The sequence below is a fragment of the Pseudomonas bananamidigenes genome (assembly GCF_001679645.1).
In the GTDB taxonomy this organism is placed as follows: Bacteria; Pseudomonadota; Gammaproteobacteria; order Pseudomonadales; family Pseudomonadaceae; genus Aquipseudomonas; species Aquipseudomonas bananamidigenes.
This window is the reverse complement of sequence record NZ_LRUN01000041.1, coordinates 68074-91234: the sequence shown is the minus strand read 5'-3', so window position 1 is coordinate 91234 and position 23161 is coordinate 68074. Positions and strand designations below refer to the sequence as shown.

The 23161-nt window shown below is 58.5% G+C and carries 12 protein-coding genes; 5 read left to right on the top strand and 7 right to left on the bottom strand.

Annotated elements, in window-relative coordinates; all coding sequences use genetic code 11:
- Positions 1-343 precede the first annotated feature (343 nt).
- A complete protein-coding gene (locus tag BBF94_RS15260; protein ID WP_065259820.1) occupies positions 344-1342 on the bottom strand; it encodes a bile acid:sodium symporter family protein in 999 nt (332 codons plus the stop codon).
- Positions 1343-1426: 84 nt separating this feature from the next.
- Between BBF94_RS15260 and BBF94_RS15255 the strand changes: the two genes are divergently transcribed.
- On the top strand, positions 1427-2215 hold the full coding sequence (locus BBF94_RS15255) for an AraC family transcriptional regulator (RefSeq protein ID WP_065259819.1): 789 nt from the start codon (positions 1427-1429) through the stop codon (positions 2213-2215).
- A 138-nt stretch (positions 2216-2353) separates the two neighbouring features.
- Positions 2354-4066, top strand: coding sequence for an amidase (locus BBF94_RS15250; protein WP_065259818.1), 1713 nt, complete (start codon positions 2354-2356; stop codon positions 4064-4066).
- A gap of 37 nt (positions 4067-4103) precedes the next feature.
- On the opposite strand, the gene BBF94_RS15245 is transcribed toward BBF94_RS15250, so the two are convergent.
- Positions 4104-5057, bottom strand: a complete 954-nt coding sequence (locus BBF94_RS15245) for a Dyp-type peroxidase (protein WP_065259817.1) — start codon at positions 5055-5057, stop codon at positions 4104-4106.
- Positions 5058-5244: 187 nt separating this feature from the next.
- On the opposite strand from BBF94_RS15245, the gene BBF94_RS15240 reads away from it, so the two are divergent.
- Positions 5245-6234 (top strand): TerC family protein, encoded by a 990-nt coding sequence (locus BBF94_RS15240; protein WP_065259816.1) that lies wholly within the window; start codon positions 5245-5247, stop codon positions 6232-6234.
- A gap of 121 nt (positions 6235-6355) precedes the next feature.
- Here BBF94_RS15240 and BBF94_RS15235 read toward each other — a convergent pair whose 3' ends face one another.
- Positions 6356-7456 carry a polyamine ABC transporter substrate-binding protein gene (locus BBF94_RS15235; protein ID WP_065259815.1) on the bottom strand — a complete coding sequence of 367 codons (1101 nt, stop codon included), beginning with the start codon at positions 7454-7456 and terminating at the stop codon, positions 6356-6358.
- A 254-nt stretch (positions 7457-7710) separates the two neighbouring features.
- Entirely contained in the window at positions 7711-9117 is a 1407-nt protein-coding gene (locus tag BBF94_RS15230) for a purine-cytosine permease family protein (RefSeq protein WP_065259814.1), read from the bottom strand.
- Positions 9118-9439: 322 nt separating this feature from the next.
- On the opposite strand from BBF94_RS15230, the gene BBF94_RS15225 reads away from it, so the two are divergent.
- Both BBF94_RS15225 and BBF94_RS15220 read left to right on the top strand, forming a co-directional pair.
- Positions 9440-9925 carry a flavin reductase family protein gene (locus tag BBF94_RS15225; RefSeq protein ID WP_065259813.1) on the top strand — a complete coding sequence of 162 codons (486 nt, stop codon included), beginning with the start codon at positions 9440-9442 and terminating at the stop codon, positions 9923-9925.
- A 67-nt stretch (positions 9926-9992) separates the two neighbouring features.
- Positions 9993-11036, top strand: coding sequence for an LLM class flavin-dependent oxidoreductase (locus BBF94_RS15220; RefSeq protein WP_065259812.1), 1044 nt, complete (start codon positions 9993-9995; stop codon positions 11034-11036).
- A 1181-nt stretch (positions 11037-12217) separates the two neighbouring features.
- Here BBF94_RS15220 and BBF94_RS15215 read toward each other — a convergent pair.
- The 3 genes from BBF94_RS15215 to BBF94_RS15205 are packed head-to-tail and all read right to left on the bottom strand — an operon-like array spanning position 12218 to position 23105.
- A complete protein-coding gene (locus BBF94_RS15215) occupies positions 12218-12856 on the bottom strand; it encodes a hypothetical protein (protein WP_065259811.1) in 639 nt (212 codons plus the stop codon).
- Between the two features lie 11 nt (positions 12857-12867).
- On the bottom strand, positions 12868-21372 hold the full coding sequence (locus BBF94_RS15210; protein WP_225875057.1) for a two-partner secretion domain-containing protein: 8505 nt from the start codon (positions 21370-21372) through the stop codon (positions 12868-12870).
- Between the two features lie 26 nt (positions 21373-21398).
- On the bottom strand, positions 21399-23105 hold the full coding sequence (locus BBF94_RS15205; protein WP_065259810.1) for a ShlB/FhaC/HecB family hemolysin secretion/activation protein: 1707 nt from the start codon (positions 23103-23105) through the stop codon (positions 21399-21401).
- Positions 23106-23161: the final 56 nt, after the last annotated feature.

Genomic DNA, 23161 nt, shown 5'->3' with positions numbered 1-23161 from the left:
GAAACACAGTCAACCGCTTGAATCGCCGTGTGGCGTCAAGATGATCTTGGTTTTCTGGAAGATGAACTATCGGCTATTCAGCGACCGTTCATGAAAATGAAGAAGAGGGAATTTCGCTGTCCATAAATCCCTGCGCAGCTGGACTTCCTGTCCAGGCTTGTATTGATTTGAGATTGGATCCTAAACACGCAGCGATAGTGTTACAACCCCCCTGCGGGAGTTTTTTCAATATATTTCAAAGCATATTTCGAAGCTTCCACCTCACTGACAGACACAACTTGTTGATTATCCAGAAATAACTTGAAGTCCGGCGCGCTCGTCACGAGCGCCACACATGTCTGCCTTACGGATCCACTTGCGCCATCAACGCCTGAACAGTCTCCTGTCGCTTCGCGTAGCGCTGCGCCAGCACCGCGCAGACCATCAACTGGATCTGGTGAAACAGCATCAGCGGCAGAATCAGCACGCCAATGGTGCTCCCGGCAAACAACACCTGAGCCATCGGCACGCCGGTGGCCAGACTCTTTTTCGAGCCGCAGAACAGAATGGTGATGCGGTCTTCCAGGTTGAAGCCGAACAGCTTGCCGAGCACCGTCGATGCCAGCAACACCAGCCCCAGCAGGATGCAGCAGGCCACCACGAGGCCGAGCAGGTCGATGACCGGGATCTGATGCCAGATGCCTTCGTTGACGGCTTCACTGAACGCGCCATAGACCACCAGCAGAATCGAACCCTGGTCGACGAATTTCAGCCAGTGCTTGTTGCGTCCGACCCAGGCGCCGATCCAGCGGCGTGCGATCTGACCGGCGATGAACGGCAGGAGCAGTTGCACGCTGATTTTCAGGATCGCATCGACGGTCGAACCGCCATCACCGTGAACGTTCAGCAACAGCGTTACCAGCAACGGCGTCAGAAAAATCCCGAACAGACTGGACGCCGCCGCGCTGCAGATCGCCGCCGGAATATTGCCCCGGGCCAGCGAAGTAAAGGCAATCGCCGATTGCACCGTGGCTGGCAATGCGCAGAGGTAGAGCATGCCCATGTACAGGCTGTCACCGATCATCGGCGACAGCAGCGGTTTGAGCGCCAGGCCCAGCAGCGGGAACAGCACAAAGGTCAGGCCGAATACCAGCAGATGCAGGCGCCAGTGACCGGCGCCGGCGATGATCGATTCGCGGGACAGCTTGGCGCCGTGCAGGAAAAACAGCAGCGCAATTGCAATGTTGGTCAGCCAGCCGAAGCCGACCGCGACCTGACCACTGGCGGGCAGGAAGCTGGCCAGCAGCACCACGGCGATCAAGGTCAGGGTGAAGTTGTCGGGCAAGAATCTTGGGCGCGTCATGGTTTGTTCATCCGGGGGTTGCCAGTACGTGGAAGCGACTCTAACGTGACTGGAAATTACCGACTAACGCCGAAGAGCCGCAAGATGCCGCCAAAAGGACATGACAAAAGCGTCAGACGCAGCATTCCCGGGCTGCCCAGCCTGCCGCGTCCGCTGTACGGACGCACTGAATCGCTGCCCAATCGCGCCCTGACCCGCCGCCACAGTCATCCGTGGGTGCAATTGTCTTACGCGATCCAGGGCGTGCTCGAAGTGCAGACCGCCGCCGGTCGTTTCGTCGCGCCACCCGAACGGGCCGTGTGGATTCCGGCAGGTATGCCGCATCGGGTATTCAGTTCACCGCACACGGAAATGCGCAGCCTCTACATCGATTGCAGCGTGGCAAGCCGGGCCCAGGAGCGTTGCCATGTGCTCGGCGTCAGCGATCTTTTGCGGGAACTGATCCGGGCCTTCAGTCAGATACCTGTCGAGTATGACCAGAACGGCCCGCATGGACGCCTGGCGCAGGTGATCCTCGATCAATTGGCCGAAGCCCCGCAAATCGAGCTGATGCTGCCGCTGCCCCAGGACATCCGCTTGCGACAGATTTACCTGAGTCTGGAGCAACATCCGGAACAACAGACCACACTCAATCACTGGAGCGAGAAGTTCGGCGTCACCGAGAAAACCCTTAGCCGCCTGTTCCTGCGTGACACCGGCCTGACCTTCCGTGCCTGGCGCCAACGCTTGCGCCTGCTGGGCGCGCTGACGCCGCTGGAACGCGGCGAACGGGTCACCGAAGTGGCTCTGGCCTGCGGTTATGATTCGACGTCGGCCTTCATCGCCGCCTTTCGCCAGCAGTTTGGCGAGACGCCCGGAGAATTTTTTCGCTGATTTTTGTCGATATTTATCGAATTAGGACATGCCATTCGGCAAACTTCAGGGTAGAGTTTCGTCCATCAAGAATGATTGACACGTTTCGACGATAACAATGATCAACCACCCTTTAGCGAACCTGTCGGCGGTAACAGCATGATCGAAGTCACTGAAGTCTCCATTGCTCAACTGCGCTCGGCGCTCGAATCCGGCCAGACCACCGCGGTTGAGCTGGTCCAGGCCTATCTGGCGCGCATCGATGCCTATGACGGCCCGGACACCGCCACCGCCCTGAACGCGGTGATCGTGCGCAACCCCGAAGCCTTGAAAGAAGCTCAGGCTTCCGATGCCCGCCGCGCCAGGGGCGAAACCCTCGGTCCGCTGGATGGCATCCCCTACACCGCCAAGGACAGCTATCTGGTCAAAGGCCTGACCGCTGCGTCCGGCAGCCCTGCGTTCGCCGATCTGGTGGCCCAGCGCGATGCATTTACCATCGAGCGCCTGCGGGCGGGCGGCGCGATCTGCCTGGGCAAGACCAACATGCCACCGATGGCCAATGGCGGGATGCAGCGCGGGGTCTATGGCCGTGCCGAAAGCCCGTACAACGCCGCCTATCTGACGGCGCCATTTGCTTCCGGTTCGTCGAACGGTGCAGGTACCGCCACTGCTGCAAGCTTCTCGGCGTTCGGTCTGGCGGAAGAAACCTGGTCGAGCGGTCGCGGCCCGGCATCCAACAATGGCTTGTGCGCCTACACGCCATCGCGCGGAGTGATCTCGGTGCGCGGCAACTGGCCGCTGACGCCGACCATGGACGTGGTGGTGCCCTACGCGCGCACCATGGCCGATCTGCTGGAAGTGCTCGACGTCGTCGTCGCCGAAGACACCGACACCCGTGGCGACCTGTGGCGCCTGCAACCCTGGGTACCGATCCCGAGCGTCGCCTCGGTGCGCCCTGCTTCCTATCTCGATCTGGCGGTAAAAAGCGATGCGCTGGCGGGCAAACGCCTGGGCGTGCCGCGCATGTACATCAACGCCGACCCCGAGGCCGGCACCAGCGAAGCACCGGGCATCGGCGGGCCGACCGGGCAACGCATCAACACCCGCGCCTCGGTGATCGATCTGTGGAAACAGGCCCGCCAGGCCCTGGAAGCCGCCGGCGCCGAAGTGATCGAAGTGGATTTCCCGCTGGTTTCCAACTGCGAAGGCGATCGTCCGGGCGCACCGACCGTGTTCAATCGCGGCATCGTTTCCAAAGAGTTCATGCACCACGAACTGTGGGACCTGTCGGCGTGGGCGTTCGATGACTTCCTGCGCGCCAACGGTGACCCGAAACTCAACCGACTGGCAGACGTCGACGGGCCGAAAATCTTCCCCCACGATCCGGGCACCCTGCCCAACCGTGAAGGCGATCTCGCCGCCGGCATGGATGAATACGTGCGCATGGCCGAGCGCGGCATCACGCCATGGGATCAGATTCCGACGCTGCCGGACGGTCTGCGCGGTCTGGAGAAAACCCGCAAGCTCGACCTCGAAGACTGGATGGATCGCCTCGGCCTCGACGCCGTGCTGTTCCCGACCAACGCCGACGTGGGTCCAGCGGACGCCGACGTCAACCCGGCCTCGGCGGACATCGCCTGGAGCAACGGCATCTGGGTCGCCAACGGCAACCTCGCGATCCGCCACCTCGGCGTGCCGACCGTCACCGTGCCGATGGGCGTGATGGCCGACATCGGCATGCCGGTCGGTCTGACCTTCGCCGGACGGGCCTATGACGATTCGTCACTGCTGCGCCTGGCAGCGGCGTTCGAGGCGACCGGTTCGAAACGCCAGGTTCCGCCCCGTACGCCACCTCTGTCGGCAGGCCGGTAAATGAAAAACGGCGGGATCAATCGATCCCGCCGTTTTTTTATCGCTCCGCCAGTTCTTCCAGCAGATCCGCCGAAGGCACGAAAAACAGACTGCCGGTCACCGCCGTGCTGAAGTCCAGCAACCGGTCGTAGTTGCCCGGCGGTTTGCCGACGAACATGTTTTCCAGCATCTGTTCCAGCGGTTCGGGCGAACGCGCGTAACCGATGAAGTAAGTGCCGAACTCACCTGCGCCGGGCCGGCCGAACGGCATGTTGTCGCGCAGGATCTTCACTTCCTCGCCGTCCTTGGTGATGGTCGTCAACGCGCTGTGGGAGTTGCTCGGCTTGACCGCGTCATCCAGTTCGATATCGGACAGTTTGGTCCGTCCGATCACCCGCTCCTGTGCTTCGACCGGCAATTCGTTCCAGGCCTTCATGTTGTGCAGATACTTCTGCACCAGCACATAACTGCCGCCGCTGAACCTCTGATCTTCATCACCCACGAGAGTGAAATGCTCGGCCTTGCGACCGACCGGATTCTCCGTGCCGTCGACAAAACCGATGATGCTGCGCATGTCGAAATAACGGAAACCCTGTACTTCGTCGGTCACCGTAACGGCGCCGTCCAGCGCCGCCATCAATTGCGTCGCCAGTTCGAAACACAAATCCATCTGATCGGCGCGAATGTGCAGCAGCAGATCGCCAGGCGTGGAAACGGCGCGCCGCCCTTCTACGCCGAATTCGCGAAAGTCATGCAGGGACGCCGGTCGCGGACTGCCGAACAGGCGATCCCAGGCGCTGGAAGAAAACCCGCAGACGCAGGACAGGTTGCCCGAGGGCACGCGCTTGCCGACCGAACGCGTCAGGCCCGCGATATCGGCGCACCAGTCGCGGACCTTCCGGGCCGCCTCGGCTTCGGCGTTGAGGGTCGCCACGATGAATATCGCAGCACTGGTAATCGGGCTGCAGACGGCTTGAGGATCTGGCGTGTCGATGATCGTCGCTCCTGGCATGGTGGACTGGCTCGACAACGAGGTTAGCAAAGAAGTGTTCAATGAAATATGACGTGCGCCACGCCCTCTCATCTGACACTTCGTTTTTCACGAACAATACCCGCGAAATAAACGATTTTTCTTCGTCGCGATTCCCTTCCAGCATGACCTCGTCTACCCCGAACAACATAAAGACAGGGAGAACGACATGCACCCCATCAATATCGGCGAACCCTGGATGTGGGCCGCCTTCATCGTATTTGTCCTCGCCATGCTGGCCGTCGACCTGTTTGTCTTCGGTGGGCGCAAGGCGCATCGGGTCTCGGTGCGCGAAGCCGCATCATGGGTAATTGCGTGGTGCATGCTTGCGCTAGCCTTTGCCGGGCTGCTCTGGTGGTATCTGAACGGCGAATTCGGCCCCGAAATCGCCCAGCGCAAGACCCTCGAGTTCCTCACTGGTTACCTGATCGAGCAATCGCTGTCGATCGACAACATGTTCGTGTTCGTGATGATTTTCGGCTACTTCGCCGTGCCGCCGGAGTTGCAGCGGCGCGTGCTGCTGTACGGCGTGCTCGGGGCGATCGTGATGCGCGCAGCGATGATCTTTGCCGGGGTGTGGCTGGTGTCGCAGTTCACGTGGCTGCTGTATGTGTTCGGTGTGTTCCTGATCATCACCGGGATCAAGATGCTGGTGTTCGCCGAACAGCAGCCGGACCTCGATAACAATCCGCTTTTGCGCTGGGTGCGCGGGCATCTGCGGATCACCAACGGCTTTCATGGCGAGCGTTTTTTCGTGCGGCAGAACGGCGTGCGCTGGGCCACGCCGATGTTTCTGGTGCTGGTGCTGATCGAGGCCAGCGACCTGATGTTCGCGGTGGACAGCATCCCGGCGATTTTCGCCGTGACCACCGATCCGTTCATCATTTTCACCTCGAACATCTTCGCGATCATGGGCCTGCGGGCACTGTACTTTTTGCTGGCGGACATGGCCGACCGCTTTCATCTGCTCAAATACGGGCTGGCGCTGGTTCTGGTATTCATCGGCGGGAAGATGACGGCGATGCCGTGGTTTCACATGCCGGTGGAGTGGTCGCTGGCGGTTGTCGGCGGGCTGATTCTGGCGTCGGTGTTGCTCAGTCTGGTGCTGACAAAGGACAAGTCGCCCGAGAGCGAAACGCAGGAAGGCCGGGCAAAGTAAAATTTGTGGGAGCGAGCCTGCTCGCGAAGGCGGTGCACCATTCGACGTTGAGCTGACTGATCCGACGCCTTTGTCGGAACGCCGCCCGGAGCAAGCTCGCTCCCACAGTAATTGTGGCCTGCTACTTATCGGACTTGATGCTGGTCCACACCCGTGTCCGCACCCGCTCCAGTTTCTGCGGCAATGGCTGCACTACATACAGCGTCTTCAGCGCCTCGCTGGTCGGTGTCAGGTTCGGGTTGTCGGTGATTTCCTTGTTGATCAGCGGCAGCGAATCCTTGTTGGCATTCGGGTAGCCGAGGAAATCGCTGATCGAAGCGATGACCTTCGGATCGAGCAAGGTGTTGAGGAACTCGTGAGCTTCTTCAACGTTCTTCGCGCTCTTCGGAATGGCGAAGGTGTCGAACCAGATCGGTGCGCCCTCCTTCGGCAGGCGCCAGTCGACCACCACGCCGTTTTTCGCTTCTTTGGCGCGGTTGCCGAACTGGTAGAAGCTGCCGGAATAACCGATGGCCACGCAGATGTCGCCGTTGGCGATGTCGGTCATGTACTTGGCCGAGTTGAAATAGGTGACGTAAGGACGGACCTTGAGCATCAGGTCCTTGGCTTTCTCATAGTCGGCCGGGTTCTGGCTGTTTGGATCGAGGCCCAGGTAATGCAGGGCCAGCGGCAGGATTTCCGATGGCGAGTCGAGCATCGCCACGCCGCAGGATTTCAGTTTTTCCATGTTCTCGGGTTTGAACACCAGATCCCAGCTGTCCACTGGTGCGTTCTCGCCCAGCGCGGCCTTGACCTTGGCCGGGTTGAAACCGATCAGCACCGTGCCGACCATATAGGGCACGCCGTACTGATTGCCGGGGTCGTTGGAATCGAGCAACTTGAGCAGCGCCGGGTCCTGATGGCTCCAGTTCGGCAGTCTGGACTTGTCGAGTTTCTGGAACACGCCAGCCTTGATCTGGGTATCGAGGAACTGGTTCGACGGTACTACCAGGTCGTAACCGGAGTTGCCGGTCAGCAGCTTGGCTTCGAGGGATTCATTGGTGTCGAAGGTGTCCCAGGTCACTTTGATCTTGCTTTTGGCGGCGAAGTCCTTGGGCACTGACGGCAGGATGTAATCCGCCCAGTTGTACACCCGCAGTTCGCGCTGTTCGGCCTGGACGGCGCCGGCCAGCAGCGTCAGCCCGCAGACAGTGGCGCTCAGAATGCGTTTCATCGTGACCATGTTGTGTTTCCCCGAATGCAGCGTGAGTCGATGGTTTTTATGTTCTGTACACGGCAGCGGCTGTCAGATCAGCCAAGGGCAAGGAAGGTGCAGCATTTAGTTATGGCTTCGATTTTTGCCGAGCATGGTCGACGCGCACAGTAGCCGATTGGCCAAAAGGGGATCGAAATGGCCAATTTGCGTGACCACCCGAATGCTGAAACAACAATGCCCGGCGAATGGCCGGGCATTGCGTAAACCAGCTGTGCAGGCGATCAGTCAGTGAAACCCAAACGTGCCGCCCTGCTCTGCTGTGTCTGCCCGCGCGTCGCCAGGCAGTAATACAACGGACAGGTCACGATGAGGCCGACCAGCCAGGACAAGTCCGCGCCCTCTACCAGATTGGCGTACGGGCCGACATACAGCGATGTGTTGGCAAATGGCAGTTGCACAATGATGCCGATGAAATAGGCAATGATCGCGTGCAGATTGAAACGCCCATAAATTCCGCCATCGGCACGAAAGATCGAGGCGATGTCGTAGCGGCCGCGCTTGATCAGGTAGAAGTCGATCAGGTTGATCGAGGCCCACGGCACCAACACCAGCAGCAGCGCCAGAATCAGGCCGATGAACTCGGAGATGAAATCCGCCGACGCCCCCAACGCCACCACGCAGCACCCCGTCAGCACCACGCTGGACAGAATCACCCGCACCTTGATGCTCGGCGTCCATTGGCTGGCGAAGGTCTGGATCGAGGTGATGATCGACAACACCGCGCCATACAGATTCAACGCGTTGTGGCTGATGATGTTGAGCAGGAACAGCACCATCAGAATCGGCCCCAGCCAACCGGTGGACTGCTTGACCGCCGCCATCGCCTCGGTGCCTTCCGGCGTCGCCAGCACCGCCACCGCGCCGAAGGTGAACGACAAAATCGTGCCCAGCGTGGCGCCCAGGTAAGTCGCGATAAACGGTTTGCCGATACCGATGTCCGCCGGCAGGTAACGGGAGTAGTCCGAGACGTACGGCGAGAAGCTGATCTGCCAGATGATCCCCAGCGACATCGTCGCCAGCCACCCCGACAGATTGAAGCTGCCACGGGTGAAGAAGTCCGCCGGCAAGTCATGGGCAAAGATGTAGATGAACCCGGCCAGCAGCGCGCTCCCCATCACCCAGGTGCCGATGCGATTGAGGGTGTGAATGAAGTTGTAGCCAATCACACCGATGGCCGTGGCGCTGAGGGCGCCGATCAGAATGCTCATCGGCGCCGGCACCGACGGCGCAATGCCGACGATGGATTTACCTGCGAGCACGATGTTTGAAATGAAAAAGCCGATGTAGATGATCGCCGCGAAGAACACGATCAGCAGCGCACCATAACGCCCGAACTGACCACGACTCTGCACCATCTGCGGAATGCCCATGCGCGGACCTTGCGCCGATGCGAGGGCAATCACCACGCCGCCGATCATGTGCCCCAGCGCAATCGCCAGCAGCCCCCAGAACAGGTCGAGGTGAAACACCTGAACCACCATGGCGCCTGTGACGATGGGCAGTGGCGCAATGTTGGTGCTGAACCAAAGGGTGAAAAGGTCGCGGGCCTTCCCGTGGCGTTCCGCGAGTGGGACGTAGTCGACCGTGTGATTCTCGATCAACGGATCTTGCCGGGACATCTGGGACATATATGAACTCGATTGGGTCTGTTCTTATCGTTGTATGAAGCCAAACCGGGGACGTTTCTGGTCGCCCCCCAGATGAACACCATATTATGGTATTCCAACATTTTCACAAGACTGATCCGCTGTTTGCGGCGACAACTGATCCGGCATCCTCCCCGATCGCCAGGCTTTACGGCTAGCCGAAAGCCCCGTAAATGTTGAGTTTCCGACGAATGCACCACGTTTATCGTTTCACCAAAAAAGCGCTTGCAATCGATGTATTACGGTATACCATCAGGCCAACAAACAAATAAAAACACGCTTCACCGCACTCGAGGATTGACCAATGATCGATGCTGCCGTCTACAAACAAGTCATGGGCTCGTTCCCGTCCGGCGTCACCGTCATCACCACGCTGGATGACGACGGCCAGATCGTCGGCCTGACCGCCAGCGCGTTCAGCTCGCTGTCGATGGACCCGGCCCTGGTGCTGTTCTGCCCCAACTACAGCTCCGATTCCTATCCCGTCCTGATCAAGAACAAACGCTTTGCCATTCACGTGCTGTCCGGCGGGCAGCAGAGCGAAGCCTACGCGTTCGCCCGCAAAGGCAAGGACAAGGCGCAGGGCATCGAGTGGACGCTGAGCGAACTGGGCAACCCGATCCTGCCCAACGCGACAGCTATCATCGAATGTGAGCTGTGGCGCGAATACGAAGGCGGCGACCACGCCATCATGGTCGGCGCGGTGAAAAACCTCATCGTCCCCCAACAGGACACCGGCCCGCTGGTGTACTGCCACGGCAAGATGGGCGCCCTGCCCGCCTTCGCCTGACTCATACGTTTGCACATGAACAGGCCGGCAAGCGACCGGTCGACCACAAGAGATTCGAGGTAGCGTCATGAAATTTTCCCTGTTCGTACACATGGAGCGCTGGGACGAAAGCGTCAGCCACCGTCAACTGTTCGAAGACCTGACCGAACTGACGTTGATGGCCGAGGCCGGCGGTTTCAGCACCGTATGGATCGGCGAACACCACGCCATGGAATACACCATCTCGCCGAGCCCGATGCCGCTGCTGGCCTACCTCGCCGCCAAAACCACCACCATTCACCTCGGCGCCGGCACCATCATCGCGCCGTTCTGGCATCCGCTGCGGGTCGCCGGTGAATGCGCCCTGCTCGACGTGATCAGCAACGGCCGGATGGAAGTCGGCCTGGCCCGCGGCGCCTATCAGGTCGAATTCGACCGTATGGCCGGCGGCATGCCTGCTTCCAGCGGCGGCCAGGCGCTGCGGGAAATGGTTCCGGTGGTCCGCGCTTTGTGGCAAGGCGACTACGCCCACAACGGCGAGATCTGGAAATTCCCCACCTCCACCAGCGTGCCGAAACCGGTCCAGAAACCCAACCCGCCGATGTGGATTGCCGCCCGCGACCCGGACTCGCACAACTTTGCCGTGGCCAATGGCTGCAACGTGATGGTGACGCCGTTGATGAAGGGCGACGAAGAAGTCCTCGACCTGAAAAACAAATTCCAGACCGCGCTGGACAACAACCCCGACGTGCCGCGTCCGCAATTGATGGTGCTGCGTCACACCCACGTGCATTCAGTGGACGATCCGGAAGGCTGGAAGATCGGCGCCAAAGCCATCTCACGCTTCTACCGCACCTTCGATGCCTGGTTCGGCAACAAGGAAACCCCGGTCAACGGCTTCCTCGCCCCGAGCCCGGAAGAGAAATTTGCCGGACGCCCGGAGTTTGAACTGGAGAGCCTGCACAAGACCGCGATGATCGGTACGCCGGAAGAAATCATTCCGCGGATCAAGTATTACCAGGAACTGGGTGTCGATGAGTTCAGTTTCTGGTGTGATAACAGCTTGCCGCATGCGGAGAAGAAGAAGTCGCTGGAGTTGTTTATCAAGTATGTGGTGCCGGCGTTCAGATAAGCCTGCTGCCCGATATATGAAAACGCCCCGAACATCTCGGGGCGTTTTCATTTGGGGGGTTCAAGGCAACGATGGCTCTGTCGGATCAGGCAGAAAGAAGCGCGCTGTCAGCCAGCATGTTGCCATTACTGTGACGAACAATACGATTTTCCGCGTCCTGCTATTTTCTCGCGGCAGTCAATCTGATTCACGCAGATAGCTTTGATAGGGCTGACCTTCTGCGTGCCGTATCCACACTCGCCCACAGCAAGGGCACTCAATGACCTCCCTCATATTGTCATCGACCATATCGTAAAACCGAGCGTCGTCCAGAGGTTGCTTTGCAAGCAACTGGGCTATCTCCACGACCCGGGAATTTGGAATAAGGGAATATTGCTCACGTGTAGGAGATGAAACCAGGTCGATCACATGAGAGCACTTGCATGAAAACTTCGCCATTTACGCAACTTTCCCCAAAAGACTGTTGATCGCTTTCCGATCCAGTTGCATGACCTTGCCGCCTTGCGAAAATATGAGTTCTTTCAATGGGATGGGCTGTCCTGCCTTGTCTCTTCGTCCAAATGCAGCGGCGGCTGTCTTGTAGCATGGGGACAGATTTATTTAATCAAATAAATCCCTCCCCTCTTTTTGAAATACAAAATGCCCGATGCGGTGCATCGGGCGTTGAAGTGAAACAGATGTAAACCTATTTCAGGACTAGACATCCGCCATCTAAATTATAGCTACTTCATTGTCTTAACCGCCTGATTCAACAGAGACATAAACTCTTCAAGTTCAAAGCTCCACTTTCCGCCTTCAGCAGGCGGGTATATTTCGATTTCAACTGGTCTTCCAGGCTCGCGAGATACTTCAGCTAGCTGATCAGTTCCAAACCAGATTTCGAACACCAAATTTTCTCGATCTGGAGGGCTACTCATCAAAGAGGATAAATGTGTCACGGCTTCGGTGGCTCCAACAGACCAACAAATTTCCCATTAGCATCGTAGCGAAGCCCCTTCCATCGGGAGCAACGACATCCATTACTTTCCCAAATCTCCGGGTGTCTTTGTAGGTCAAGGTTGACGCGGGATTACTCAGAATATCATCAACTATTTTCTGACCCTGAGCATTGATTTCGGAAAGAGTCGGACGAAAAATGGGACGAACTTATCAAACAAAATAAATCCGCCCCCTTTCCTGCATTAACTTTGATTCAGGGGGCTAAAATCATCAATAGACATATTCTTACTTTTCAATAAAGACACGACAAATTCCGGATCGAAACTCATAAAAAAATCCAGAGCGTCATAAATTTTCCAACAATGCACCTCTGGATGATCAATTATCGACAAAAGATACTGTTTTAGTGGCGCCACGTATTCAATATAGTTTTCACACCTAACAAAGCGAAGCATTTCGGAAATCTCGAAAGGTCTCACTCCGGCCAACGCAATAATCTTCAAAAGAATATCGAAAACCTGCACCCTTGCGACTTCTTTCCCTTCTTTATCAGCGACATTTGCAAAGTACATTGTCACCGCCATCAATATATGACGATAGGTATCATCATAACCACGTAACCGGTGAATATATAGCCCTTCAAAAACTTCAGGCTTACTCATAAATTCTTCCAAGGCAAACAGGCCTTCACGAGTTCCCCAACTCGTTAACAGCTTTGCAGCATAAAATCGTACTACTTCATCATTCGATTCACGAAGCAGCTCTTTCACAGAGTCGAGTCTATCCTGTGAAATATCCTCAACATCTAGATCTCCTGCTTCTACGGCATAGTCCACATGTTCTGGAATACCATTGAGCAATTCATAGGTTCTCGGATCCATTATTAAACCTTCTACTTCAAAATTTTAATATAGTCGGCCGGTACACAACCTTTGATCAAGCACTCACCGTCTCGTTTGGCATTCGACAGGTCTTCCTCTGCACGCCCCAAGGATATCTTGTTTTTCGGTGAAGGGTTGTTCGTGTACTTCACCCGTGCTGCATCCACTTTAGACTGAAGCTCTTCGGTAACTCTTCGATTATCCAGGTATTTGGTATCTGGCAATGCTCCGGAATCAATATCCTGTTGCAAGCGCTTTACGTCGATCTCGATTTTACTGGAGCCATAGTCTTTCGTATTCGAGGTAACGCTTGGGTCCGTGGTAGAGATATAGGGAGAATTTTCAGGATTACTACCCCTCACATGGGTTTGAACACTGCCCGTTCCATTGATATTGGGGGGATTCAAATCACCGTTTTCATCGATGAATGCCTTGGGCTTTCCTTTATCATTGACGGTCGCAGAAAAATCATTATCGCTTCGCACCACGGTATCACCAGGGCCTTTGGTGCCGCCAGTGCCACCGCCAGTGGTTTTTGGCATATCCGCGATTTCAGGTCCTTCCTCTCGGGAAGGTCCCTTTTCATTGATCGCTTTACCCGGCTTACCCGGCTTCGCCCCTCCCGCAACGCCTGCCAGCATTTCTGCAAATGCGGCCCATAACCCGGCGGTGTCGCCGTCACGTTGAATGACGACTTCATTAGTTATCGTATTTTGAGCTGCATCGTTGTTTTGCAGTACGACATAACCAATTGTTGTGGCGGCGCCTATTTGGCCATTGCGCGCGATTTCCTCGGACATCGCTCGGATTTTTGGTTCGTCTGCTTGCAGCTTTTCAGAAATTTCATTACACGCACTAATGTTCTTCTGACAAAGACTGGCGAGCTCCTTATTCCTTTTCTCATCAAGGCTGGCGTACTTTTCACGTACATCGTCCAGACAGGCCTGGGACTCACACTTCTTCTGTTCATCCATCATCTCAACGAGTTCATGGTGCAACAGGTAGTTATAGTTAGTGGCATCTTTGGCAATGGTTGCGCCTTCTTGAAGGTTTCCATTGCTCAACCCGGCCGCGGCAACGCCTACCAACTGGGAAGACATCGACAACAGGTTGCTGTCGTTCTTCACCAAGACAGCTAACTGGGTTACCAGCGCTTCATTGGCGCCAGCGGCTAAGGCTCCGGTTTTAAAATCTCCTCCCGCTGCTTCGTTCAACAAACCGCCCACAACAGCGTGCAAGGCAATTTTTTCGAGACCTCCATCCTTCCAACCCTGACTTGCTGCAAAGTCACCTACAGCATTGAATGCTGCCGCATTCAGAGTACTCAGCAGTGCCCCTGTCAGTGCATTCCCAAAATCTGTGTTCTGACCAAGTGCGCCACCCAATAACGTCGAAGTGGTGTTCTGCAAAAGCTGGTTGCCAGCGAAACGGCCAATGCCTTCCAGACTGCTCAGATCCGTCATGACTTTGCCGGTAACAGGATTCGTCGTTGTCTTCAGGACGCTGTCGAAATACCCCGCCGTAAGACCAGCCGTTACCCCGGAAATCACATAGTTTGAAAGCGCGTCCGATGACGTCACGTCCTGGAATACGGCTCCGAGATTGCCACCATTATTGATAAAACTAGTAGTTGCGTTAGTCGCTGCCCCCGTTGCAACAGCCGCCAGACCTGCTGCCCATACCGGCCCCATCGCACTTAATGCATTCAACGCTGCTGGACCAACAAACGCCGCCATCACGATCGCAATAATGATCTGCGAGGCAGGACCAAGACCCGAGTTGCTGTATTTGAACGACTCGTGAATCTCCTTCACCAACCGCCAATCAACATCCCCCCGCGCCTCGGCATCCTTCAGCCACGCCAACTGCGGATCCGCCTTGACCATGGTGTCGATGGTCTGGCTCACCGACTCCTGGTTCACATCCTTGATATCAATCTTCAGGCCATCAACCGCCTTCAACACGATGTTGCCTTTGGCAATCATCTGGGTCTGGCGCAGGGTTTCGTCGGTGTTGCCGCGGCCTTTGGCTGATACCCACGCGGCGTTGTTGTTGGTTTTGGTGTGGCTCTCGTCATGCAGGTCCTTCACCCCTTGAAAGGTGATGGAGCCGCCGCTGTCCAGCGTGATGTCCTTGCCGCTGTCGAGTTTGGCCACCTGATAGGTCTGGTCGCCCTTGCTGACCAGCGAGAGGTTGCCGCCGGTCTTGATCTCGGTGCCGACATGGGTGATCTGGGTGACTTCGTCGCGCTTGAGCTTGAGATTGCCGAAGCCACCCTTTTCTTTCATGTCGTAGAGGGTGTAGTCCTTGTTCTGCGCAGCCAGCAGGTTCAGGTCTTTTCCGGCATAGAGATAGGCTTCGTTGCCTGCGCTGATCTTGCTCGCCACCAGTGTCGTGTCACGACCGGAGTTGGTCTTGACGTCGCCACCGGCGATGAACTCGGCGGCTTTCTGGACGGTGTGGCTGTCTTCTTCGTGAACGCGTTTCTTGCCGTCCTTGCTGTGGGTTTCGACGTTGTGTTCGTCACCCGCCGAGGACAGGTAGATGTCCCGTTTGGCGTCGGCGGTCAGGTTGCCCTTGGCTTCGGCGGTGCTGGCCACGACGTTGAGGTCGCGGCCGGCGTCGAGTTTGAGGTTGCCGCCACTTTTCACACTGGAACCGAGGTTTTCCACGGTGGTGGTGATGACTGAGCGGTGGCCGCCCTCGAACGATTCGTGCAGTTCGCTTTCGTTGCGCGTCGCCAACAGGTTGATATCGCGGGTGGCGCTCAGGGTGGCGTCCCCGCCGCTGCTGATGGACGAGGCGTTGACGAAGTCGTTGCCCGACTTGATGGTCAGCGTGTCGCGTGCGCTGATGTTGCCGCCATCGTCCACCAGGGTGCGCATACCGTGACCGTCGCGTACGGCGACAGCGGTGCGATCGTTGACGATATCGCCCTTGAGGCTGGTAAGGCTGACCTGATTGCCACGAATCTCACCGGCCAGCGCATTGCGGATGCTGTCGGTGGCCATCAGCGTGATGCGCTCGTTGGCTTCGACCAGGCCGCCCTGATAGAGGCTGCCCTTGACGTCGACGGACAGATCCTTGGTCGCCTGCAACGTGCCGACGTTGACCAGATCATTGCCCGCGATCAGCTCCAGGTCGCGCCCTTGAATCAGACTGCCGCCACGCACGTTGCGGGATTCGGCCTGGGCCAGATAGAGCACCGGCACCAGCACTTTCTGGCCGTCGACGATGCGCTCTTCCATCCACACGATGTCGTGGGTCAGTGCCGCCACCTGCTCGGACGTCAGGCTCACGCCCACAGACAGGTTCAGCTCGTTCTTGCTGGCGAGCGCGTTATCCATCAGATAACGGAACTGTTCGTAGTCGTTGTTCAGACCACCGGCAAGAAAGCGCTGACCGGTCTGGGCCATCACCGCATCGCTGATCAGTCGCGTCTCGTAGCGGCCATCGCCGAGGCGTCGGGCCGCTTCATCGGCGCTGAAGCTGAGTTTGCCCAGCAGGTAATCGGAACTCATGAACGGCGCGGACTGGGTCAGCTCCGGGTTGGTTTCGATCAGGTAATGGCTCTGCGGATTCGAGCTCTGCACGAACAGGCCGTAAGGGCCTTTCGGCAGACGGAACGTCGAGGAAGCCGTCGGATCGACTGCGGCAAACGGCACGCCCTTGAAATCGACCGGCACGAAGCTGATCTGCTTCACGCCGTCGGCGTCCACGCGTTCGATCCGGGTGACGTCTTTCGGCGCCTGGGCGCTGGCGTCGGTGCTGTGTTTGCCCAGGTTGATGGTGACGCCGCCGACGGCGGTTGTCTGATCGCTGGACAGCTTGCCGGTCAGCTGATCGTAGGTGTTCTCGTAGAGGGTGCCGTTCTGGATGCTGTGAGCGACGTCCAGTTTGACTTTGCCGCCGGCCTGTAGCACCGACGAATAAATTTTGTCGGGGGTGTCTCCGGTCTTGGTGACATCACTTGTCTGCAAAAATCGCTCATCGCTCGAACGACTGACCAACTCGTTGAAACGTGCCTCATCAAAGTGGCCCGCCGCGGTCGCTGCGTTGAACGCCGGGATGTCGATGAATTCCATCTGGTCCCAGAGGCTATTGTCGATGTGCGCCGGAGTGCCGATCTTCACTATCCGCTGGCCCGAGCGCGACATTGCGCCCTGGTTCAGCAGGCTGTCGGCCGTTACGGACAGATCGCCGTTCGCTGCCAGCAGGCTGTAGCGGTTCTCGACGTTATTGGCATGAAGAGTGAGGTTCCTGCCGGCGACAAGCCGGGCCGCCCGCGAGTCTTTCAGGACCTTGTCGCTGAATTCCGTGGTAATCGTGATATAGCCGCGTTTCCAGCCATCACCGCCGTCGCAATGCTGGGCGCAGATCCAGCTCAGACTGCCGGACGATGGCCCCGAAGCGATTTCGAATTCGGCCTTGGCGTTTTCAAACGAAACGGCATTGATGTCGATATCACCTTCACCTTCGAGGGTGCCCGACAAGTTGCTGAACGACGCCGCCCGTCCTCCGCCCACGGCGTCGAACGTCAGCTTGCCGCGACTGTAGATATCGCCATAGAAGTTGCTCAGGCTGTTGCCGTGCAGCTCCATGGTGCCGCCGCTGAACAACAGCGTGTCGGGGCCGTTGCTGATGCCATTGGTGGCGTTGAACAGCAGGTTGCCTTGCGAGCCGAGCGTACCTTTGTTGTCGATCCGCGCGGCGGTGACGGTGAGGTTCTGGTTGGCAATCAGTCGGCCCAGGTTGTCGAGCGTGCCGCGCAGCGTCAGCTCGGTGTCGCCACCGCTGACCAGGCGGCCGTCGCGCTGAATCAGGTCGTTGGCACCGATCACGAGTTTCTGTCTGGCGGACACGCGTCCACTGTTGATCAGGTTGCCGCCGAGGTTCAGCGTCAGGTCGCCGTCAGTAGCCAGTTCACCGGCGTTATTCAGACTGGCGACGTTGAGCTTGAGCGCCGAAGCACTGGCGATGCGATCCCCGACATTGAGGTTCAAATCCTGCGCGCTGGTATAGGTCAGGCCACCGTTCAGTTGCCAGGTGCCCACGCCATTGACCGACGCGACATCCCAGACGCCGTTGCCCAGACCCGTCAGGCTGCCTTGAGAGCCGGTCAGGTTGCTCAGGTCCAGCTCGAACAGCCCTTTTGCAGCATGACGAACGCTGCCGCTGAGGTTGTTGAGCTGGGCCCCGGCCAGTTCCAGATTCTCGCTGCCGATCTCGATGACGCCGTTCTGGTTGTTCAGGTTACCGGTCAGTTTGATCTGGCTGGAAGCGCCGCCCAGTGCGCGGATCTGCCCGCCGGCGCTGTTGTTCAATTGGCCGCTGATGAGCTTCAGATCCGTTGCCGATTCGATCAGTCCTCCCTGATTGAGTACCTGGCTGTCCGCTTCGAATGCCAGTCGATTGCCGCTGATCTCTCCGCCCGCGTTATCCAGGCTGGAGCCATCGAAAATCACCTGATCTTTGCCGAAGAGCTTGCCGGCCCGGTTGGTCAGGCGTGTCACCGTCAGCTTCAAGTCACCAAGAAGGCTGGAAATCAATCCGGCCTTGCCATCGACTGCGCTGTTGTCGAGGTCGGCGCCGGTGATATTCAGCGTGTCGGCCTGTAGCGTACCGCCCTGGTTCTGCAGGCTGCCGGTACCCAGAGCGAGTTCTGCTTGACTGCCATTGGCTAGGATCGCACCCTGCTGGTTCAGCAGGGTGTTGCCGACGATTTTCAGGCCATCGCTGCCGGCAATGATCTGGCCCGCATTGCGGTTGTCGATGGACGTACTGGCGATGTCCAGACGTTTGCCGCGCAATGTGCCGCCGCGGTTGTCGAGTTCGACCAGTTGCTCGAGCAGCAGATGTTGCTCATCAGCGTCGACTAAGCCCGTGACGTTTTTGAACACACCGGTGATGTTCAGCGCAATGTCACCGCCCGTACCGACGATGCCGCCCTTGTCGCTGTTGTTCAGCTGTATTGCGTTGACTTCGATGGTTTTGCCGAGCAGGACACCGGCACTGTTGTCGACCGTGTCGCTTTCGATGTGCAGGTCAGCGTCGCTCTGGATGCGGCCCTTTTGATTGAGCAGTTGCGACTGTCCGCCGGCGGTTTGTTTGAGAATCAACCGGGCACCGTCGACACCCGCCGCCAGCAGGCCACCCTCGCCGTTATCGAGGCTGACGGCTTGAACGTCGAGGCGGTCGCCAATGACCCGCCCGCCACGGTTATCGATATGACCGTTGCGTGCGACCAGCAGCAATTGTTGCGCGGCCAGCACACCATTGCGGTTGTCGAGGCTGCCCGCGTGGATATCCACATCACCCTGGCTGGCCTGCAATCGACCCAAGGCATTGTTCAGGTGCTTGTTGACCAGCAGCGTGAGCTTGCCGGTTTCGGCGCTGATCGCGCCCTCGTCGTTGCGGGTGAGATTGGTCAGCGTTGCATCGACAACACCGCCAAGCAGTTGGCCGCTGGAGTTGCCCAGGTCGCGTGCGGTCAGGTTCAGGGCCGTGTTGCCCTGAATCAGGCCCTGGGTGTTGTCCAGGTCTTCGCTGGTCAGCACGCTGTCATCGGATGAAATCGTGCCTTGGGTATTGTCGAGTTTGCCGCGACTGGTGACCTCAAGGGTTTTGCCGGTCAGGCTGGCATTGCGGTTGTCGATGCTGCCGGCGTCAACCTTCAAGCGGTCGGAGGCCTGAACCTTGCCATCGTGGTTGGCGAGGTCCTGATCCAGCGTCAGGTCAACGTTGCCGTTTTCGCCACTGACGACCCCTTTGTCGCTGTTATCCAAACGAGTGCCGGTTATCCGGATCGAGTCGGCCGCCAATGTGCCGCCCTGATTGAGCAACGCGGCACCCGAGACGACGAGATCGGTCTTTGCCTGGATCTTGCCTTTGCCGTTGTTCAGACGTTCGTGGGCGACGACCCTGGTTTCGCCTTGGCTGGCAGCAATCAGGCCGCCAGCGTTGTCGAGTTGTCGGGTATCGATATCCAGACGTCCGGCAATGATTTTGCCGTCGTCGTTTTGCAGCGCCCGAGTATTGAGTTTCAAACCGCCGCCGGCGATTTCGATACGACCCTTGCGGTTGTCCAGACTGTCGACGGAGAGCGTTGCCGCCTGGCCGTCGGCGAAGCGGATCAAACCACTGAGGTTGACGATTGCCGGTACGTTGAAGGCCAGACTGGTCTCGCCGTAAATCCGTGCATCAGCCCCTTGGTTGACCAGCCGAGTGGCGCCCAGCGCGACGGTTTTGGCCTGGACGATACCGTTCTGGTTGTCGAGCGAACCTGCGGCACTGACGCTCAGGGAGCGACTGGCCAACAGGCTGCCACGGTTGCTCACCGCGCCGCCGTTGATGGCGACATCGCCATTGCCGTTACGGCTGTTGTCCGCGTTTACCCCGGCTTCGATCACGCCGGCGTTGTTCAGCGTGGCGCCGCTATTGAGGCGCACGACGTCGCGCGCGGCGAGGCTTTGCCGGTTCACCAGATCCTGCGCAGTCTGCACCGCGAGTTGCGTACCGGCGTAAACCGCCTGTTGGGCTTCAAGGCTGTTGGCCCTGATGTCGACCGCGTTGCTGACGGTGACCTTGGCCAGCGTCAGTTGCCCATTGGCATCGATCTGGATATCCCCGGCACTGGCTGCCAGCTCGCCCGCCAGCTTCACGCCGACACCGGCCTCGGTACCCACCAATTTGATCGCCCCGGCGTACATCCCGCCGAGTGCCGAGGAGTCGATGGCCAGTTGCGGCTTGGCACTGCCGTCGTCGGCCCGCGCGGTAGCGTTGAGCGTTTCGGCGTTTACATCGTTGCGGCCGGTGGTGATGTTCAGCCGTTGGGCGTGGATCTGCGCGTTGATCTGCGCACTGCGGGTGATGATTTCAAAGCTGTCGACGGCGCTGGCATCCAGACCTTTGCCGTCAATGGAAACACTGCCCTGATCGACCTGAAAACGATCCAGTCGACCCGCGCCATCCAGCACCGGCTTGCCGGTGGTCAGGGTCACACGTGGCGTGTTGATGAAGCCGCACCCGTTGCAACTGATGCCATACGGGTTGGCCACGATCACACGAGCGGACTGCCCCGCCACTTCGGTGTAACCGCGCAACTGGCTCGGACTGCCGCCGTTGACTTCGTTGAGGATCGTCTGCGCCGCCGTGCCACGCAGATTCGGGTTGCCGAGAATGATCCCGCCCATCTGCGTCAGCTGAGTGCGGCTCGTAGCGTTGTTGAGGATGACGCCCTGCGGATCCACGTTGTAATCGTGGAACTGGTTGTGCGACAGCCCCGCGCCGTTGGGCGCGGCGATATTGACGATGGGCACGCCATTACCTGCCCGGTCGAGCGTGGTGCCGGGAGCGCTGACGACGATACCGTCCGCCTGGGCCCACATCGGCTGCCAGAACATGACGTTGGCCAGCAGGAATGCCAGGCCGCGTTTGGGCATGCCCAAGAAGTGTTCGCGGTTTTTTACGGCAGCAGAAGGCTGCCTGGCCAGAAAGGCCAGGTGGCGGAAGTCCATATCAGAATCTCGGGGCGGGCAAAAAATTAAAGAAAGAAATCCAGACGGAAATAGATCGGCGCCTCGCGCTCGGTCAGCGCAGCCGGTCGTTCCAAGGAATGGGCGAAGGTCACGGTCGCAGCGACGTGTTCACCGCGGGCAAACAGCTCCAGCGAATTGCTCGACATGCGCCCGTGCTGGTCGCCGTTGTAGCGATCATTGCGAATCACGCCCTGATCGTAACCAACGCTGGTGCCGTATTCGGCGAACACCGGGCGCAGCCATTCGGCGGTCACCGGGCGTGCCCAGCGCAGGTCGTTGCGCCAGTAGCCGCCGCTGTCGCCGGACAGCGACTGATCCTTGTAACCGCGGATCGAAGAAAGTCCGCCGAGGCTCGTGCGCTGCGGGCTGAACAGCACGTCTTCGCTGCGCTGGCCGGTCATCAGGCTGCTGAAGGTGAGCGACTCGCCCCACAGCTTGAAAGGCTGCAGATAACTCAGGGTCGCGGTGTATTTGCGGTAGCGTGCATCCGGTTCGCCTGGTCCCGGATCATGGCTGCCTTGGGCGTCGAGTGCGCCAATGCCTTGTTGCATGCCGGCGTCGAAGTTAACGAAGGCACTGCCGACACGACGTCCATGGTTGAAGCCGAACTGCGCTTCGCTGATGCGGTTGCTGCTCAGGCGCAGTTTGCTGTCTTCGATGAAGTTGTTGCTGCGCAGGTAGGACAGCCCGGTGCTGAGGGAGGTCTTGCTCACCGAATCGCGATGAATGACCCGCTCGGCGCGAAACTGGTGGTTCTCGCTGTCGCCGGTCTGCTTGAAGTTGTAGCCGTTGGCGGCGATCTGCGAGCGGTATTCGCTCTGGCTGTAGGTGTAGCTGAAGTTCCACCAGCCCCACGGCAGGTTGTAGCTGAGCATGGCATTGTTGGAGGTGTGCTGATGGTCGGTCATCGCATCGTGACCGCCGCGCAGGCTCAACTGATCGGCCAGGCCCAACGGGCTGTCCCAGTCGAACGTGGTGCCCCACTGTTGCTCGCCGGTGCTGCGCTGGCCATCGTTGCTGCGCGACAGGCCGACACGCCAGGGCTTTTGCGGCGTGTTGTTGACCAGCACTTCGCTGCCACCGACGTTCTTGCCCGGCGACAACTCCATCTTCGCCTGGTTGGATGGCAGGCGGTTGAGCTGATCGACCATCTGCTCGATCTCGCGCAGGTTGACCAGCTCACCGGTTTTGCCGGGAAAGGCCATGGCCAGTTCACGCTCCGACAGCTTGCTGTTCTCGGCGCCCTTCAGGCCTTCGAGCCGGCCTTCGACTACCAATACTTTCAGGTGGCCACCGGACAGATCCTGTTGCGGCAGATAAGCGCGACTGGTCACCAGCCCTTTTTCGATGTAATGGTCGGTGATGACTTTCAGCAGTTCATTGAGCTGTGGCACGCCCAAGCACTGGCCGATGTAAGGCTTGAGCAGGCGCGCCTTGTCGCTCTCTGAAAGGCTGTCGGCGCCCTTGAGTTCGATGTCCTTGATCGGGAAGCAACGCGTATCGGTCGGCGCTGTCGGTTTAACCGGTGGGGCTTCCTTGCCGGGCAGGTTTTTCAGTTCTTCGAGACGCCGCTGCTGCTCTTCGAGCAAGCGATTCTGGCGATCGCGGATCAGGTCGGTGTCACCGGGGGTGGGTGCAGCGAATACAGCATCAAGCGGAGAAAGGCACAGCAAAGCCAGGCACAACCTCGCCACGAGGGCGGGTGAGGACATGTTCGATCCCTCGAGACGGAAAGTGATATCAGGATAATGGCGCGATATTAATGAGC

Excerpts from the sequence above, each read along its gene's own strand:
- BBF94_RS15250 (WP_065259818.1), top strand. The coding sequence starts at position 2,354 with ATGATCGAAGTCACTGAAGTCTCCATTGCTCAACTGCGCTCGGCGCTC.
- BBF94_RS15235 (WP_065259815.1), bottom strand. The coding sequence starts at position 7,456 with ATGGTCACGATGAAACGCATTCTGAGCGCCACTGTCTGCGGGCTGACG.
- BBF94_RS15210 (WP_225875057.1), bottom strand. The coding sequence starts at position 21,372 with ATGGACTTCCGCCACCTGGCCTTTCTGGCCAGGCAGCCTTCTGCTGCC.
- BBF94_RS15260 (WP_065259820.1), bottom strand. The coding sequence starts at position 1,342 with ATGACGCGCCCAAGATTCTTGCCCGACAACTTCACCCTGACCTTGATC.
- BBF94_RS15205 (WP_065259810.1), bottom strand. The coding sequence starts at position 23,105 with ATGTCCTCACCCGCCCTCGTGGCGAGGTTGTGCCTGGCTTTGCTGTGC.
- BBF94_RS15225 (WP_065259813.1), top strand. The coding sequence starts at position 9,440 with ATGATCGATGCTGCCGTCTACAAACAAGTCATGGGCTCGTTCCCGTCC.
- BBF94_RS15220 (WP_065259812.1), top strand. The coding sequence starts at position 9,993 with ATGAAATTTTCCCTGTTCGTACACATGGAGCGCTGGGACGAAAGCGTC.
- BBF94_RS15255 (WP_065259819.1), top strand. The coding sequence starts at position 1,427 with ATGCCGCCAAAAGGACATGACAAAAGCGTCAGACGCAGCATTCCCGGG.
- BBF94_RS15215 (WP_065259811.1), bottom strand. The coding sequence starts at position 12,856 with ATGGATCCGAGAACCTATGAATTGCTCAATGGTATTCCAGAACATGTG.
- BBF94_RS15230 (WP_065259814.1), bottom strand. The coding sequence starts at position 9,117 with ATGTCCCAGATGTCCCGGCAAGATCCGTTGATCGAGAATCACACGGTC.
- BBF94_RS15240 (WP_065259816.1), top strand. The coding sequence starts at position 5,245 with ATGCACCCCATCAATATCGGCGAACCCTGGATGTGGGCCGCCTTCATC.
- BBF94_RS15245 (WP_065259817.1), bottom strand. The coding sequence starts at position 5,057 with ATGCCAGGAGCGACGATCATCGACACGCCAGATCCTCAAGCCGTCTGC.